This is a genomic window from Pseudomonas sp. Sample_10 (assembly GCF_004321495.1).
Classification (GTDB): domain Bacteria; phylum Pseudomonadota; class Gammaproteobacteria; order Pseudomonadales; family Pseudomonadaceae; genus Aquipseudomonas.
The window spans coordinates 1-1,465 of the sequence record NZ_RCOE01000074.1 but is presented as its reverse complement, the minus strand read 5'-3'; the positions used below and the strand labels follow the sequence as shown (position 1 = coordinate 1,465).

Here is a 1,465-nt window from a genome sequence, read left to right as displayed (position 1 = left end):
TGGTTGTGGTCGCGGTGGTGCACGGTCAGTTCGCTCAGGCGCTTGCCGGAGAACTCACGGGCGCAGCGCCCGCACACGTGCGGATACATCTTCAGGGCTTTGTCACGGTAGCCCATTTCCTTGTCGCGCTGATTGTCGGCGAGGATGCGATCGAGCTTCGACGTGTTGGTTGGGGTGGACGAACTCATGGGTTCACCTTTGTAGAAAGACTAATGACGGTTATGCAGCCAGTTTAGCTCAGCCCTTGAGCTTCTCGGCAATCCAGATGGTATGGCGGGTGCCCTTGTTGCCGTGGGCAAAGACTTGCACTTCCTCGGCCTTGAACCCGGCTTTTTTCAGTTTGTCGGAAAACTGCCGGTCGGCGCTGGCCGACCAGACTGCCAGCACGCCTTTGGGGCGCAGGGCTTTGGCGCAGGCGCTGAGGCCGCCGGCGGAATAGAGCCAGCTATTGGCCCGTTGGGTCAGGCCTTCGGGGCCGTTGTCGACGTCGAGCATGATCGCGTCGAAGCCCTGCGGCTCGGCTTGCAGCACTTTGGCCACGTCTTCCATGCGCACGACAGTGCGCGGGTCCAGTAGCGGGTTGCCGGCTTTCTCGCCCAAAGGGCCACGGTTCCACTCCACCACGCCGGGTACCAATTCGGCGACCACCACTTCAGCGCTCTTGCCCAGGTGCTTGAGTGCCGAGGCAAGGGTGAAACCCATGCCCAGGCCACCGATCAACACCCGTGAATTCGGACGACCGGCGACCTTGCGGCAAGGGATTTCGGCCAAAGCATCTTCAGATCCGTGCATTCGCGTGTTCATCAACTGCCCGCCGTCGCCGCCCTGGATCTTGATGACGAAATCCTCGCCATACTCGAACAGGCACAGGGCGCCGCCGTTCTCGGGAATGGGGGCGGTATCGAGCAGAACGAAACGTTTCATGGGGCTCACTTGAGGAAAAATGGCAGCACAGGGGAAGGCAAACCGACGCAGTTGGGAGTAGCCTGCAAATGACAACAAGGCCAACGGAGCCATTGATGAAGCGCACCATTCTAACGGTCATTGCCATGGCCGCGCTCTCGATTACTGCAGTGCAGGCCCAACCGCTGCAATCTCTGCCTGTCAGCCCTGCACCCATGCCCGGTTCACCGGGTACCGCGACGCCTACGCCGTATCCGCAAATCAGCCCGGCGCCTTTGCCCAAAGTGGGTCCGGGCAGCGGCGGCCCGCCGTTGGTGCCGATCGAAAGGCCGAGCCCGCCGATCAAGGATCAGCCGTTGCCTGGCGTTGAGACAAACCCGCCGAAAGCCAAGTCGCCCGGTGGTTAGACCTGCTGTGTCAGCAATTGTCCGTCAGCCATGCGCAGGCGTTTGGAAAGGGAGACGGCGAGGGCGCGGATGATCTTGGCGGCGATTTTCGGGGCGTCGTTGAGCATTTTTTCCAGCGAGTCCTTGCCCAGGTTGAGCAACTGACAGTTGCTCGC

Annotated in this window: 2 protein-coding genes and 2 pseudogenes; 1 reads left to right on the top strand and 3 read right to left on the bottom strand. The window is 61.3% G+C overall.

Annotated features, from left to right (window positions below):
• Together D8U18_RS07075 and D8U18_RS07070 are read right to left on the bottom strand one after the other, a co-directional pair.
• Positions 1-188 (bottom strand): annotated as a pseudogene (locus tag D8U18_RS07075) (HNH nuclease family protein); the annotation flags it as partial.
• Between the two features lie 49 nt (positions 189-237).
• On the bottom strand, positions 238-924 hold the full coding sequence (locus tag D8U18_RS07070; RefSeq protein ID WP_056856304.1) for a hypothetical protein: 687 nt from the start codon (positions 922-924) through the stop codon (positions 238-240).
• 95 nt (positions 925-1,019) lie between these two features.
• On the opposite strand from D8U18_RS07070, the gene D8U18_RS07065 reads away from it, so the two are divergent.
• Positions 1,020-1,310, top strand: a complete 291-nt coding sequence (locus D8U18_RS07065; RefSeq protein WP_131107338.1) for a hypothetical protein — start codon at positions 1,020-1,022, stop codon at positions 1,308-1,310.
• Here the strand turns inward: D8U18_RS07065 and D8U18_RS07060 are convergent.
• Positions 1,307-1,465: pseudogene (locus D8U18_RS07060) on the bottom strand (cyclic nucleotide-binding domain-containing protein); the annotation flags it as partial. The gene D8U18_RS07065 and the pseudogene D8U18_RS07060 sit on opposite strands and share 4 nt — an antisense overlap.